The organism is Mycolicibacterium novocastrense, from assembly GCF_001499835.1.
Lineage (GTDB): Bacteria > Actinomycetota > Actinomycetes > Mycobacteriales > Mycobacteriaceae > Mycobacterium > Mycobacterium novocastrense.
Genome location: NZ_LQIH01000023.1, coordinates 191,103 through 203,854, shown reverse-complemented (window position 1 = coordinate 203,854; position 12,752 = coordinate 191,103). Strand labels below are relative to the sequence as shown.

The 12,752-nt window shown below is 67.0% G+C and carries 14 protein-coding genes; 4 read left to right on the top strand and 10 right to left on the bottom strand.

Annotation, left to right across the window (positions count from 1 at the left end):
• Positions 1 to 62: 62 nt before the first annotated feature.
• Positions 63 to 536 (top strand): SRPBCC family protein, encoded by a 474-nt coding sequence (locus tag AU072_RS17375; RefSeq protein ID WP_064414923.1) that lies wholly within the window; start codon positions 63 to 65, stop codon positions 534 to 536.
• A 101-nt stretch (positions 537 to 637) separates the two neighbouring features.
• Here the strand turns inward: AU072_RS17375 and AU072_RS17370 are convergent, their stop codons facing one another.
• Genes AU072_RS17370 through AU072_RS17340 form a run of 7 tightly spaced genes read right to left on the bottom strand, consistent with a single transcriptional unit; the run spans position 638 to position 7,442 of the window.
• Entirely contained in the window at positions 638 to 1,552 is a 915-nt protein-coding gene (locus tag AU072_RS17370; RefSeq protein WP_064414922.1) for an alpha/beta hydrolase, read from the bottom strand.
• A gap of 4 nt (positions 1,553 to 1,556) precedes the next feature.
• Positions 1,557 to 3,080 (bottom strand): flavin-containing monooxygenase, encoded by a 1,524-nt coding sequence (locus tag AU072_RS17365; protein ID WP_064414921.1) that lies wholly within the window; start codon positions 3,078 to 3,080, stop codon positions 1,557 to 1,559.
• Positions 3,065 to 3,784, bottom strand: coding sequence for an SDR family NAD(P)-dependent oxidoreductase (locus tag AU072_RS17360; RefSeq protein ID WP_064414920.1), 720 nt, complete (start codon positions 3,782 to 3,784; stop codon positions 3,065 to 3,067). The genes AU072_RS17365 and AU072_RS17360 overlap by 16 nt, the downstream gene beginning before the upstream one ends.
• On the bottom strand, positions 3,781 to 4,527 hold the full coding sequence (locus tag AU072_RS17355) for an HpcH/HpaI aldolase family protein (protein ID WP_064414919.1): 747 nt from the start codon (positions 4,525 to 4,527) through the stop codon (positions 3,781 to 3,783). Before AU072_RS17355 ends, AU072_RS17360 begins: the two co-directional genes overlap by 4 nt.
• Entirely contained in the window at positions 4,524 to 5,492 is a 969-nt protein-coding gene (locus AU072_RS17350) for a zinc-binding dehydrogenase (RefSeq protein WP_064414918.1), read from the bottom strand. Before AU072_RS17350 ends, AU072_RS17355 begins: the two co-directional genes overlap by 4 nt.
• A 1-nt stretch (position 5,493) precedes the next feature.
• Positions 5,494 to 6,741, bottom strand: a complete 1,248-nt coding sequence (locus tag AU072_RS17345; RefSeq protein ID WP_064414917.1) for a cytochrome P450 — start codon at positions 6,739 to 6,741, stop codon at positions 5,494 to 5,496.
• A complete protein-coding gene (locus AU072_RS17340) occupies positions 6,738 to 7,442 on the bottom strand; it encodes a hypothetical protein (protein ID WP_064414916.1) in 705 nt (234 codons plus the stop codon). The genes AU072_RS17345 and AU072_RS17340 overlap by 4 nt, the downstream gene beginning before the upstream one ends.
• A gap of 95 nt (positions 7,443 to 7,537) precedes the next feature.
• Here AU072_RS17340 and AU072_RS17335 point away from each other — a divergent pair, with 95 nt between their 5' ends.
• From AU072_RS17335 to AU072_RS17325, 3 genes are all read left to right on the top strand, one after another.
• Positions 7,538 to 8,722, top strand: a complete 1,185-nt coding sequence (locus AU072_RS17335; RefSeq protein WP_082680620.1) for an RNA-guided endonuclease InsQ/TnpB family protein — start codon at positions 7,538 to 7,540, stop codon at positions 8,720 to 8,722.
• A gap of 117 nt (positions 8,723 to 8,839) precedes the next feature.
• The gene (locus tag AU072_RS17330; protein ID WP_064414915.1) at positions 8,840 to 9,658 is read left to right on the top strand and encodes an SMP-30/gluconolactonase/LRE family protein; all 819 of its coding nucleotides are present in this window, start codon (positions 8,840 to 8,842) and stop codon (positions 9,656 to 9,658) included.
• Positions 9,655 to 10,470, top strand: a complete 816-nt coding sequence (locus AU072_RS17325) for a thioesterase family protein (protein WP_064414914.1) — start codon at positions 9,655 to 9,657, stop codon at positions 10,468 to 10,470. The genes AU072_RS17330 and AU072_RS17325 overlap by 4 nt, the downstream gene beginning before the upstream one ends.
• Here AU072_RS17325 and AU072_RS17320 read toward each other — a convergent pair whose 3' ends face one another.
• The 3 genes from AU072_RS17320 to AU072_RS17310 are packed head-to-tail and all read right to left on the bottom strand — an operon-like array spanning position 10,471 to position 12,722.
• Positions 10,471 to 11,229 carry a MarP family serine protease gene (locus AU072_RS17320; RefSeq protein WP_082680619.1) on the bottom strand — a complete coding sequence of 253 codons (759 nt, stop codon included), beginning with the start codon at positions 11,227 to 11,229 and terminating at the stop codon, positions 10,471 to 10,473. It abuts the gene before it with no gap.
• A gap of 51 nt (positions 11,230 to 11,280) precedes the next feature.
• Positions 11,281 to 11,472 (bottom strand): ferredoxin, encoded by a 192-nt coding sequence (locus AU072_RS17315; protein WP_064351198.1) that lies wholly within the window; start codon positions 11,470 to 11,472, stop codon positions 11,281 to 11,283.
• Between the two features lie 8 nt (positions 11,473 to 11,480).
• The gene (locus tag AU072_RS17310) at positions 11,481 to 12,722 is read right to left on the bottom strand and encodes a cytochrome P450 (protein ID WP_120270981.1); all 1,242 of its coding nucleotides are present in this window, start codon (positions 12,720 to 12,722) and stop codon (positions 11,481 to 11,483) included.
• Between the last annotated feature and the right edge of the window lie 30 nt (positions 12,723 to 12,752).

Genomic DNA, 12,752 nt, shown 5'->3' with positions numbered 1-12,752 from the left:
ACCGTGACACTATTGCGGTTGGTTGTAAAGTCTCAAGCGGTTCATCCACGGAAGGCAGCACATTGGGCATCGTCACCACCAGTTCGGAGACCGCGTTTCGACAACCGGCCGAGGCGATCTACGACTTCGTGACCAACCCGGCGAACTGGCCCAAGACGTACCCCACCAGCGCCCACATCGGCGGATTACCCGACCACCTGCCGTTGCGCGTCGGCGACACCTGGACCGAGACCGGTCCCGACGGTGATCGCATCTTCACGTGGCATCTCGCCGTCGCCGCACGCCCGACGATCTGGGTCTTCACCTCGATCGGCCGGCTCGGTCACGACCGCGACGGCAACGGCGGCATGGAGGGCCGCATCACCGTCGTATACCACTTCACCCGCCCCGGCGAGGACATCACGCTGTTCACCCGGACGATGACGGTCGAGGCGCCCAAGCACGCTCCGATGCCCGACGGGTTCTTCCGGGCGGTCAACCCGGCGCACATCGACGCCTACCACTCCGCGATCGCCCGAGAACTCGACAACTCCTAACCCCTCAACCCCGCGAGCGACCGTGTCTGCACTCGACACGCCGCGACGTCACGACAATTTGCGGTCACTCGCCGGCATCGAGCGCACCCCGGGACGCGCTATCAGCCTCCGTGCAACGCACGCCGCAAGGCCGCGCCCTGGAGTTCGAACAGCCGGATACTGGTGTCCCACTCCGGAAGCAGCGAGTCGAAGCCGTGGCAGGTGCCCGGAAACACGTGTAGTTCGGTCGCGACACCGGCGCGCATCAGCCTCTGCGCATACTCCATCGCTTCGTCACGCAACGGGTCGAGCTCCGAGCAGCTGATGAATGCGTCTGCCACACCGGACAAGTCGGCGCCGCGACCCGGAACCGCGGACGCGTCGGCGGCGGTATCGCCAAGGTAGTGCCGCCACATCATCTCGGTGGCTGGTCCGTCGAAACCCGGCGTAGTGGTGAACTCCGCCTTCGATTCGGTGGGCCGGTCGTCGAGCACCGGTTGGTGCAGCAGCTGAAATACCACCGGCGGCGCCGACGAGTCCGCCGAACGCTGCGCGAGTCCCGCCGCCAGCGCGCCGCCTGCGCTGCTTCCCGCAACCGCCAGCCTGGCGGCGTCGAGCCCGAGTTCGGTCGCACACTCGTTCGCCCAGTTCAACACGGTCAGCGCATCATCGAGCGCCGCCGGGAACGGATGCTCGGGCGCAAGCCGGTAGTCGACCGAGAGCACGGTACAACCACCGCGCCTGGCCAGCTCGACGCACTGCAGGTGGTCGGTGTCGAGGTTGCCCAACACGAACGCCCCCGCGTGGCAATAGATCACCGCCGGTGATGGTGCGGCCGCTCCGCGATAGATCCGCACCGGAACCGAGTGCGCCACCCGCTCCTCGATCTCGACGACGATGTCGTTGACCGCCCTGGCCGTTTCGGCGCGGCGCTGGTTGAGCGAATCACGCACGACGCCAAGCAATCCCGGCGACAGGTCGGTGCGGGCCTCCGCCAGGTGGCGCAGCGCGGGGTCGAGCCGCTCGACGATGGTCACGACGTCAGCGCCTCGCAGCGGTCGGGGTCTCTGTGGTGGCCGCCGAGTCCCGCCGTGACGGGTCGAAGGTGTAGTCGGAGGCCTTGAACCGACGCGTCATCCCCCAGAACGCGCGGGCACTGCGCGGCCACTGCGTGACGACCCGGCCGTTGGCGGCGCGGAAGTAGTTGCTGCAGCGCGTCAGCCAGACGGTGCCTTCCATCCAGCGGTCGATCTTGGCCAAGAACGCCGCCATGGTTTGCGGTTTGACCTCGATGTACGACTTGCCCCGGCGCCGAAGGTGTTTCAGCGCCCGCACGATGTAATGCGCCTGTGCCTCGAGCATGAAGATCACGCTGTTGGATCCGACGTTGGTGTTGGGGCCGTAGAGCATGAAGAAGTTGGGAAAGCGCGGGACGGCCATGCCCAGGTAGGCGTAGGCCCCGTCGCTCCAGGTCTCGCGCAGCGTGACCCCGCCCTCGCCGACGACGTCGATCTGGCCCAGGTAGTCGGCGGCGGCATAGCCCGTCGCGCAGAGCACCACGTCGACGTCGAGTTCGGTGCCGTCCTCGGTCACCAACGATCGCGCCCGCAACGCTCGTGCCGGGCTCGCGACGACCTCGACATGCGGCTGTGTCAGCGCCTGCAGATAATCGGTGGCGAACACCAACCGCTTACAGCCCAGCGGATGGTCGGGGGTCAGCTTGTCGCGTAACTCGTCGTCGGGAATCGTCGCCTCGAGCATCTTGAGCGCGATGCCCTTGAACTCCTGCGTCTTGTCACTGCCGTTCTCGATGACCGAGATGTTCGACTCGCTGCGCAACCACAACCGGGTCCGGTAGATCTTCTTGGCCAACGGGATGTTGCGGAACATCCACTTCTCCCGCTCGGTGTAGGCACGATCGGGTTTCGGCAGAACCCACGTCGGGGAGCGTTGTACCGAATAGACCCGCTCGGCCACCTTGGCGACCTCCGGAACCAATTGCGCGGCAGTCGATCCCGTGCCGAGCACCGCCACTCGCTTACCGGCGAGGTCGACACTGTGGTCCCACCGCGCGGTGTGCATCACCGTGCCGGTGAACGGTTCCTCCTCCACCAGGTCGGGCATGACGGGCCGGGTGAACAGGCCGACCGCGGAGACCACCACGTCGAAGTGGAACCGTTCGCCGCTCGCCGACGTCAGCTCCCACCCGTCACCCGACCACCGCGCCGAGGTGATCTCGGTGCTGAGCCGCAGCTGCGGGGTGAGTTCGTGACGTCGCGCGCAGCGTTCGAAGTACTCGAGGATCTCTTCCTGTCCGGACCACAGCCGCGACCAGTCCGGGTTCAGATCGAACGAGTAGGAGTACAGGTGCGACTTCACATCGCAGGCCAGGCCGGGGTAGGTGTTGATCCGCCACGTGCCGCCGACGCCGTGCTCCCGGTCGAAGATCGTGAAGTCGCGAAACCCGGACTTGCGCAGGAAGATACCCAGCGCCAGGCCGCCGGGGCCGGCACCGATGATCCCGACCGAGAGGCCGGCCTTCGGGCCCTTCACATTCGCACGCATTGGCCACCGTCCACGACGAGTTCGGCGCCGGTGATGAACGACGCATGATCCGATACCAGGTAGGCGACCGCGTCGGCCACCTCCATCGGCCGGCCGAGACGGCCGAACCGCGCGGTCAACCGGTCCTGCGTCGCGTCGTCGAGCATCGGCGTGGCGATCGGCCCCGGGAACACCGCGTTGACGCGGATTCCCTCGGGCGCGAGTTCGGCGGCGCAGACCTGGGTGAGTCCGCGTAGCCCCCATTTCGAGGACCCGTAGGCGGCATGCGCAGGAAATGCCCGCACGGCGCTGGTGCTGCAGGTGTTGACGATCGCTGCCCCGGCTGCCTGCCGCAGGTGCTCCAGCGTGGCCTGGATACCCAGGAAGGGTCCCAGACAGTTGACGCGCCAACTGGATTCGAACCCTTCGGGGGTCTCGTCTGCCAGCGCCGCACGGTGCAGCACCCCGGCGTTGTTCACCAGCGCCGTCACCGAACCGAGCTTGTCGCCGACGGCCTGCACCGCGGCGGCCCACTGCGCGGGCGACGTTACGTCGAGTCGGATAGCGATCACGTCGTCGTCGCCGAGCTCGCCCACCGATTGCGTCAACTCATCGAACAGCAGATCGCATGCGGCGACGCGGAAGCCGTCTCCACGCAGCCGCGCCACGATGGCCGCGCCCTGCCCGCGGGCGGCGCCCGTCACCAGCGCGACACGATCCGTCACTGGGCCTCCCGCAGGATTTCCGATGCACCGAAACGCAGCGCCTGCGATTCCGATGCGAGCGTCAGCATGCGAAACCCCAACTCGGCCATCTTCTTTCCATTCTTGGCCCCACCTGCATGGATGCCCGCGACGAGCCCGGCGGACGTGGCGGTGACCGCGACGCGGGCGATCGCGTCCTGCACGACCGAGGCGCTCCACGCCTCTGCGGGCGTGTGCCCGAGGGAGATCGCCAGATCCGCCGGCCCGACGTAGACGCCGGTAAGACCCGCTACGGCGCAGATCTCGTCGGCGGCGGCCAATCCGGGCGCACTTTCGATCATCACAAAGACACTCACCCGCGCTTCGTGTTCGGCAGGGTCACGGCCGAGGCCGGCGTGCAGAGGACCGTAGCTGCGCACACCCGCGGGCGCGTAGCGGGTGGCCGCGACCGCTGCCGCCGCCTGTTCGGGCGATTCGACCATCGCCACGATCACGGCGTCGGCGCCCGCATCGAGCACCCTGCCGATGGGCGCGGGGTCGGTGGACGGAAGGCGCACCGCGGTCGCGATCGGCACGTGCTCCAACCTGCGCAGCAGCAGCGCGACGCCGGCGTCGTCGAGGTAGCCGTGCTGGATGTCGAATCCGACATAGTCGTAGCCGGCCTGGGCGAATTCCTCTGGACCGATGATGGTGGGGCCGACGACCCAGCCGCCCCACACCCTTTCTTTCGCGGCGAGCGCGTCCTGCAGCCTGCCGGTGCTCATTCGACGATCGCGATCTTGATACGGTCGGGCGCCGGGCGGCACGCCAGTTCGAAGGCCGCCTGGCTGTCGTCGACGCCGAATGTGTGTGTCACGTAGGCCGGTAGCAGGTCGGGATGGTGCCGGACGAACTCGTTGGCCGCGGCCAGCATCCGTCGCCGGTCAAGGGTCACACCGGACTTGAGCGTCAGGTTGTTGCGCAGCATGGTGCGCATGCTGATCGGATAGCTGTCGTCATCCGGCACACCGAAATAGAACACCGTCCCACCGGGGGCGGCCGCCTCGACCGCGTGGCCGAGCGTGGCGACCTGGTGTCCGACGGCTTCGATCACCACATCGGGCCGGTCGCCGGGCTCCAGGTGGCTCACCCACCGGTCGCTGGTGGCGCGCACGATCGTGTCGACACCGAACTCCTTGGCCACCGCGTCGCGGTCGACGGGGTCGACGCCGGTGACGCGGCGCGCGCCGAAAGCCTTTGCCGCGTAGGAGAACAGCAGGCCGATCGACCCCTGTCCGATCACCGCGACATGCAAACCCTTGAGTTTGGGCAGCTGTTCGATCGCATACAGCACGCATGCCAGAGGCTGCAGGGCGACGGCGTGTTGTGGGCTCAGATTGTGGTCGTAGTAGGCCAACCCGTCGCCGTCGGCGACGACATGTTGCATCAGCCCGTCGAAGCCGGATGCCCAGCCGACCACCCAGTCCCCGACACCGTGGCTGCGGTGCCTGCTGGCGATCACCTCGCCGACGACCTCGTGAATCGGGAAGCCCGGCATCTCGGCCGCGCTCAGGCCGCGATCGCCGGGGATCTTGCCGCGAACGCCCCGGAACGGCGGCAGGTCGCTACCGCAGACGCCCGCCGCACGGAAGCGCAAAAGCACCTGCCGATCCGTCAGCGACTCGGGCGTCTTCTCCGGAATGTCTTGGCGCTCGAAGGTGTACGGCGCGATCAGTCGATAGGACCACATCTCACACGCCCTCCACGTGGACCTCGACAGGAACACTGCTGAAGCCCCATTGGAAACTCGATGGCGGTCGGTAGGCGGCCTCGCCGTCAATGCGCCACTCACCGACCCGGTTGAGCCATTCGGTCACCATGATGCCGATCTCCAACCGCGCCAGGTGTACCCCGAGGCAGAAGTGTTGTCCCCGACCGAAGGCCAGAAGGCGCTCGATCGGACGGTCCCAGATGAACGCCTCGGGTTCGGGGTACTCGCGTTCGTCGCGGTTGGCCGACGCCAGAAGCGTGATGATCCGTTGACCGGGCCGCAGCATCGTGTCGTGGAGGGTGAACGGCTTGCGGACCGTGCGCGCGAACCACTGCGCCGGCGCGCAGTAGCGGATCATCTCCTCACGCGCGACGGGCACGTGGGCCTCGAGGTCGCTTCGGACGGCCGACAGCTGGTCGGGTCGCCGGCCCAGTTCCCACAGGCCGTGTGCGACGATCTTCGGCACCGTTTCGGTTCCGCCGATGAAGATCCCGAGCAACTGGGTGGCGGCCTCGACGTCGTTGAACGCCGAGCCGTCGGGCAGTCGGTACTCGATCAGGCTGTCGGCGATCGGGTTCTCCCCTGGCACGGTCCTGCTGCGCTGGATGATCGGAATCAGGTACTCCAGGTAGCCCGGCCGCGCGTTGGCCACCTCGACCCCGCTGCCCGGCTGCGCGACGCTGCCCGCGTTGACCGTCGCCAGCACATCGGCAGCGAGATCAACGGGCAGGCCCAGCAATTCGCACACCATGGATGCGGCGACGATACCGCCGTAGTCCTGCGTGAGGTCGAAGGTACCGCGCGGCAGCAGTTCGTCGAGGCGCTCGTTGGCCAGGGCGCGGATGCGGTCGGCCAACTTCCCGACCGATCTCGGCCGGAACGGGGCCGACGTGCAGCGCCGAACGGTGTCGTAGATCGGGGCGTCGAAGTTCGCGTGAAAAGGCATCGGATGCAGTGCCGGATCGGGTACGGGACCGTCGTTGCGGGTCGCGAGAACCGTTGCCGCGGGCAGCGTTCCCTCGGAGGCAACGAAAGTGCCGTCGTTGACCTCCAGCACCCGCCAGATGTCCTCGAAGCGGGAAACCGCGTAGGTGTCCCACTTCTCGACGTAATAGACCGGATACTGGTCGCGCAGCGTCCGGTAGAACGGCAGCGGGTCGGCCATCACCGCCGGATCGAACGGATCGTAGGAGAAGTCCTGCAACACTTCCGACTTCTGGGCGTTCATTGCAGCGGTGAGGGCGGTAGGGCCTGCAGGATGGAGTCCTCCCAGCCGTCGCGAAGCGCGGGAGCGACGCTCATCCACGTGACGATCTCGGCGGGCGGACTGTCCTTCCAGGACGGGTAATGGTTGGCGAAACAGTCCCAGTCACCGTCGAGCGCCCAGTAGTGGATGACCTCGTTGAAGCGGAAGGTCGTGATGAACGAACCGAGCCAACGCTTTCCGGTGCGCTCCGACCACGGCACATAGAGCCGTTCGAGTTCGCGGATGTAGTCGTCCTGGCGGCCGGGTTTGGTCTGCATGATCTCCTGAATAACCAGCCCTGCACCGAAGTTCGCCTCCTGCAGCTGTGCAAGTGTCCGATTGTACTTGCCCGCATACATGATCCGGCCCTCCCCCGAGGCGCCGATCTCGCTGAGGAACGTCGACCACTTCGCCGCCGCTTCCTCATGGGTGCCGCCCTTGGCCTGGGCCTTGCCGATGCGCGCATAGTCGGCGAATTTGTCGATCTCCCAGATGATGGTGACCTGCGGCCAGTGACCGTTGTACGGCGTCGTCGCCCACATCGCGAACAGCCGCGCGCCGAGGCCGGTCATCATCGGCTGATAGACGTCATCGAACATCTCCGTGAACCGGTCGGTACGACCGGAGCCGAGCGCGATCGTCTCGTGGAGATAGAGCAGCGTGTGACCGTAGTACTTCTTCATCGGAGTGTTGCGACACGATCACCCTTGCCTTTGGCTGGGTGGAGCGTCGCGTCTCCTTCCGGTGTCTTGTCGGTGTCGATGGCTACATTGCCGGCATGGCGCGATACCGGTTGCTTCCGACCCCCGATCAGGCGGTGGCGTTGGCCGGACATTGTCGTCACGCTCGGCTTGTGTGGAACCTGGCCGTCGAGCAGCAACGGCACTGGCAGCCGGGACGCCATGCGCCGGGTTATAGCGAGCAATGCGCCCAGTTGACCACCGCCCGTGCCGAGTACGAATGGCTGGCAGCGGGTTCGCAAACTGTGCAGCAGCAGGCGCTGCGCGACTTTGCCCATGCCATGCGGAACTTCTTCTCCGGAACGCACCGCCGCCCGACGTGGCGCAAAGCCGGTGTGCACGAGGGATTTCGACAAGTCGGCGTGAGAACGCACCATGTCAAGCGTGTGAGCCGTCGGTTCGGTCGGGTATGGGTACCCAAAGTCGGCTGGGTACGCTTTCTCCTGTCGCGACCGGTCCCTGAAGGCGTGAAGTCTTATCGCGTCGCCCGCGATCGGGCTGGCCGTTGGCATATCGCCTTCGCGCACATACCCGACCCAATCGCGGGTCCCGGCGACGGCAGCGTGGTGGGTATCGACCGAGGTGTGGCGGTATCGGCGGCCTTGTCGACCGGTGAACTGCTGCACGCGCCCACCCTCACCCCGGGCGAATCGAAACGGCTGAAAGTGCTGCAGCGGCGCCTGGCCCGCGCCCAACGGGGTTCGCGCCGGCGAGCCCACGCCAAGCTGGCCATTGCGAAGCTCGTTGCGCGCGAGGCCGATCAGCGCAAGGACTGGGTCGAAAAGACCACCACCGACATCGCACGGCGCTTCGATGTGATTCGCGTGGAAGCTCTCGACGTGCGGGCGATGACCCGCAGTGCGCGCGGAACCCTTGACCGGCCCGGGACACGGGTGGCGCAGAAACGCGGCCTGAATCGAGGCATCCGCCGTAGTGGTTGGGGTCTGCTGGCGGTGCGGCTGCAGCACAAAGCTTATGGCCGGGCGGAGCGAGTCCCGGCCGCGTACACGTCGCAACGATGCTCGGCCTGTGGGCACGTAGCGCCCGGAAACCGCAAGAGCCAAGCGGTCTTCGAGTGCCAAGCCTGCGACGCGGGGCCGTGTAATGCCGACGTGAACGCCGCACGCAATATCGCCGCCGGGCGGGCGGTGACAGCACGGGGAGACCTCGGCTCTAGCCGGTCTGCGAACCGTGAACCTCAACTCTGCACTCCTGCCGTATAGGTAGTGGGGTTGGATCTCTCGGCTTCAGCCTGGAGAGGACGTCAAGACCTGCGCCTGGTTGACAGTGACACCCTGCGAGCGTGACACTTGTCGCGTGTTTTGTAAAGGTGGGTCTGGATGACCCTGACGCCGCTGGCGAAGGGGTTCTGCTTCGGCGAGGGCCCACGCTGGTTCGAAGGTCTGCTCTGGTTCTCCGACATGCTCGGCGAAGCGGTGCACACCGTCGACCTCAACGGTGACCTGACGACGCTGCCGCTGCCGGGCCACGCGCCGGCCGGCCTCGGGTTCCGTCCCGACGGGTCCCTGCTGATCTCCTCCACCGAGTCGCGCCAGGTGTTGCGCTACGACGGCGAGAACGTCACGGCGATCGCCGATCTGTCCGCGATCGTCCCGGCCGCCCTCGGTGACATGGTCGTCGACGGCGACGGCCGCGCCTACGTCGGCTCGCAGGCCCGCGAAGGCGGAGTGATCGTGCGGCTCGACCCCGACGACACCTTCACCGTCGTCGCCGACGGCCTCGACTTCCCCAACGGGATGGTCATCACGCCCGACGACGCGACGCTGATCGTCGCGGAGTCGACCGGACGGCGGCTGACCGCGTACTCCATCGGCGACGACGGTGCGCTGTCCGATCGGCGGACCTTCGCCGACGGGCTCGACGGACCACCGGACGGTATCTGTCTCGACGCCGAAAAGGGCGTGTGGACCGCGATGACACTGGCCGGTCAGTTCGAGCGGATCACCGAAGGCGGCGGTGTCACCGATCGCATCGACATCGGTGAGCGCATCGCGATCGCCTGCGCGCTCGGCGGTCCCGAGCGTCGCACCCTGTTTCTGTTGTCCAGCACCGACGCCTACCCGCAGCGAATCAAGGGCACCAAGCTGTCGCGCGTCGATGCGACCACCGTCGAGATACCGGGAGCCGGGATACCGTGAGCGATTCCTACTACGAGCTCATCGACGACGCCGATCCACTCGGCGAGAGATTCCGCGCAACCGATCTGGTCCGCAGTACCTGGTCGGCCGCGATCCAGCACGGAGCGCCGGTGTCCGCCATCCTGGTTCGCGCACTCGAACGCTGCCAGGCCCGCGCCGACACCCGCTTGAGCCGGGTACTGATCGACCTGCTCGGCGGTGTTCCCGCCGAGGGTGATCTGTGGGTTCGGTCGCGAATCGAACGCTCGGGCAAGCAGATCGAGCTCGTCGGTGCCGAGCTGCTGGCTGCGCGCCCGGACGGGGAACCGCGGCCCGTCGCACGCGCCAGCGGGTGGCGGTTGAAGACCGTCGACACCCACGCCGTGCAACACGCGCCGGCACCGCCCCTGCGGCCGCTGTCCGAGGCGAAAAGCCGTGACATGAAAAAGGACTGGGACCGCAACTACGTGCACAGCCTCGACTGGCGGTGGCTGACCGAACCGCTGCGCGAGGGGCCCGGCGAGTCGTGGATCCGCCCGGAGGTCGACCTCGTCAAGGGCGAGACCATGACGCCGCTTCAGCGGTTGTTCGCAGTGGCCGACGATGCCAACGGCATCGGCACCAAGCTCGACATCCGCCGCTGGACGTTCATGAACACCGATCTCGTCGTGCACGTGCACCGGATCCCGCAGGGCGAATGGATCGGTATCCGCGCGGAGACCAACTACGGGCCCGACGGCATCGGCACGACGCTCGGCACGTTGTTCGACGAGGCCGGTGCGGTCGGCGCGATACAGCAGTCGGTGCTCGTACGGCCGATGCCCCAGCGCTGATCAGGGCGTGCAGGCGCCGGTCGCGACCGGCCTGTGGGCGCGCACCCCGTCCGTCACCGTCGCCGATACCTGCTTGGCGGTGAGCACGAATCCGGTCTCGGGGTCGTCGATGGCCGCTCCGAAGCTGATGCCGAGCACGTGGCCGTTCAGGTCGATCAGTGGCCCACCGGAACCGCCGTGCCGGATCGGGCCCCTGATGACGTAGACCTCGCGATTCACCGTCGTGGTGCGGTAGATGTCGGGCACGAGAAGCTCCATGACCCTGCGGATTCGCGCGGGGGTGGCCACGAACGGCCCTCCGCCCGGATAGCCGAGCACCAGGGCATCGGTGCCGGTGACGGCGGTGTGCTGGTCCATCGACAGCGTGGGGGCCTGCAGGTCGGGCACGTCGAGCACGGCGACATCCATCGCGGGGTCGAAAACCACGACGGTGGCCCGGATTTCCCGGTCACCCGCCCAGACGCTGACGATGTCGGCGCCCGCGATGGTGTGTGCGGCCGACATCACCCTGTTCGGTGCGACGACGACCCCGCTGCCGTCCACCGTTCTCGCGCACTGTAGGGCCTCCGTGTGGATCTTCACGACGCTGCGGGCCGCCTCGGCGACGACGGCGCTGTCGGCAAGCGTGGCATCGGGTGCGGCGACCGTGGTGATCGCGATCGGAGTCGGTTCCGGCCGGATGAGGTCGAACGATCCGTTGATCGCGCAGCCGGTCACGCCGATCGCGACCAGACACACCGCAAGCAACCTCGACCTCATTGCGGAAACCATAACTCCGCCGAGCAGGATTGGCGGCCAAGCCGCGTGATGCTAGTCGACCAAGCGCAGCGCCGCGGCCGGGCACTGCGTCACGGCCTGCTGCATCCGGTCCCTGTCGGACTCGGGCCGCTCGGGCTCATGGATTTCCACGATGCCGTCGTCGCGCACCTCGAACACCTCCTCGGCGATCGACTCGCAGATCCCGTGTCCGGTGCACTTGTCCAGGTCGACTTCGACGCGCATGCTCACTCCTAGCGAACGACGGCGGGCAGCCGTTTGACGCCGTGCACGAAGCTGCTGTACAGCAGGTCGGGTTCGCCGACCTCGATCGTCGTCAACCGGGTCAGCAACTCTCGGAACAGGTTTCGCAACTCCGCCTTGGCCAGCTGGCTTCCCAGGCAGAAGTGCGGGCCTCCGCCGCCGAACCCGAGGTGCGGATTGGGCGACCGGGACAGGTCGAACGTGCCGGGGTCGGTGAACGCGGTCTCGTCCCGGTTCGCCGAGCAGTAAAACAGCGCGACCTTGTCGCCCTCGTTGACCGGCTGACCGTTGATCTCGGTGTCCTCGGTGACGAAGCGCGCGAACTGCAGGACCGGCGAGGACCAGCGCACGAATTCTTCGATGGCCGAACCGATCCGGCCGTCGAAGTCCTCCATCAGCCAGTCACGCTGTTCGGGGTTGTCGACGAGCGCCATGATCGCGTGCGTCGTCGCCTGCTTGGTGGTGTCGTTACCGGCCGAGGCGAGCAGGATCAGAAATGCCCCGATCTCCTCGTCGGTCAGTCGGTGGCCGTCGACCTCGGCGTTGACGATGCTGGTCATCAGGTCGTCGCCGGGGTGGGTGCGCCGAAACTTGGCCAGCTCGACACCGGTGTTCGACAGCAGCGCGATCTGCGCGACGGGGTCGGCGACGCGCTCGTCCTCGGTGGCGTACTCGTCGTCGGTCATGCCGAACAGTTTCTCCGCGGCGTAGGCGACGGCGGGCTGATCAGCGCTGGGAACGCCGAGCATGTCCATGATCGTCAGCATCGGCAACTGGGCCGAGCACGCCTTCACGAAGTCGATTTCGCCTGCGCCGACCAGGTTTTCGACGATGGTGACCGCGTTCTTGTGGATTTGCTCCTCGATCAGCCGCACGTTGCGAGGGGTGAACGCCGAGCTGATCAACCGGCGATACACGGTGTGCTGTGGCGGGTCCATGGTCAGGAAGAACGAGGCGAACCGCTGGATCTCGGCGGGCATCGGATTCAGCGCCACACCCTGGGCCGAGGTGAACAGTTCGGGATGCTGGCTGACATAGGCGATGTCCGCGCGCCGCGTCAATGCCCAGAAACCGGGCTCCTCCAGCCCGAACATCGAGGGCAGCGGCGGGTGCCAGGTCAACCCGTCACCGGCCCGCAGCCGGGCGAACGTCTCGTCGCGCGCGGCGAACGGCCGGCTCCAAAACTCTTCCGAGGTGATGTCGACGGCACTGTATTCGCGGGCTGATGTCACCGATTCAGCGTGACACTTCGTCAAATGTTT

What these genes read in the sequence shown, in the direction of transcription:
- AU072_RS17315 (WP_064351198.1), bottom strand. Translation starts at nt 11,472, where the DNA reads ATGCGCGTCGAAGTCGACCTGGACAAGTGCACCGGACACGGGATCTGC.
- AU072_RS17350 (WP_064414918.1), bottom strand. Translation starts at nt 5,492, where the DNA reads ATGTGGTCCTATCGACTGATCGCGCCGTACACCTTCGAGCGCCAAGAC.
- AU072_RS17365 (WP_064414921.1), bottom strand. Translation starts at nt 3,080, where the DNA reads ATGCGTGCGAATGTGAAGGGCCCGAAGGCCGGCCTCTCGGTCGGGATC.
- AU072_RS17345 (WP_064414917.1), bottom strand. Translation starts at nt 6,741, where the DNA reads ATGAACGCCCAGAAGTCGGAAGTGTTGCAGGACTTCTCCTACGATCCG.
- AU072_RS17320 (WP_082680619.1), bottom strand. Translation starts at nt 11,229, where the DNA reads ATGAGGTCGAGGTTGCTTGCGGTGTGTCTGGTCGCGATCGGCGTGACC.
- AU072_RS17335 (WP_082680620.1), top strand. Translation starts at nt 7,538, where the DNA reads ATGGCGCGATACCGGTTGCTTCCGACCCCCGATCAGGCGGTGGCGTTG.
- AU072_RS17355 (WP_064414919.1), bottom strand. Translation starts at nt 4,527, where the DNA reads ATGAGCACCGGCAGGCTGCAGGACGCGCTCGCCGCGAAAGAAAGGGTG.
- AU072_RS17340 (WP_064414916.1), bottom strand. Translation starts at nt 7,442, where the DNA reads ATGAAGAAGTACTACGGTCACACGCTGCTCTATCTCCACGAGACGATC.
- AU072_RS17330 (WP_064414915.1), top strand. Translation starts at nt 8,840, where the DNA reads ATGACCCTGACGCCGCTGGCGAAGGGGTTCTGCTTCGGCGAGGGCCCA.